This window comes from Streptomyces sp. NRRL B-1140, assembly GCF_001280065.1.
Taxonomy (GTDB): domain Bacteria; phylum Actinomycetota; class Actinomycetes; order Streptomycetales; family Streptomycetaceae; genus Streptomyces.
Map to the genome: position 1 here is coordinate 1 of NZ_LGEA01000083.1, position 212 is coordinate 212.

Consider the following 212-nt stretch of genomic DNA (forward strand, 5'->3'; position numbering starts at 1 on the left):
TGCGGCGTCGGCTCATCCACGTGCAAGGTTTTGGGCAGCACACCGTGCCGCATCGCCTCCACCATCTTGATGACCCCGCCCACACCGGCCGCCGCCTGCGCGTGCCCGATGTTCGACTTCAGCGACCCCAGCCACAGCGGACGGCCCTCCGGCCGCCCCTGCCCGTACGTCGCCACGATCGCCTGCGCCTCGATCGGATCACCCAGCCGCGT

The 212-nt window shown here is 70.8% G+C and carries 1 pseudogene; it reads right to left on the reverse strand.

Going from position 1 to position 212, the window contains the following annotated elements:
* A pseudogene (locus tag ADK65_RS10165) lies at positions 1 to 212 on the reverse strand (polyketide synthase); the annotation flags it as partial.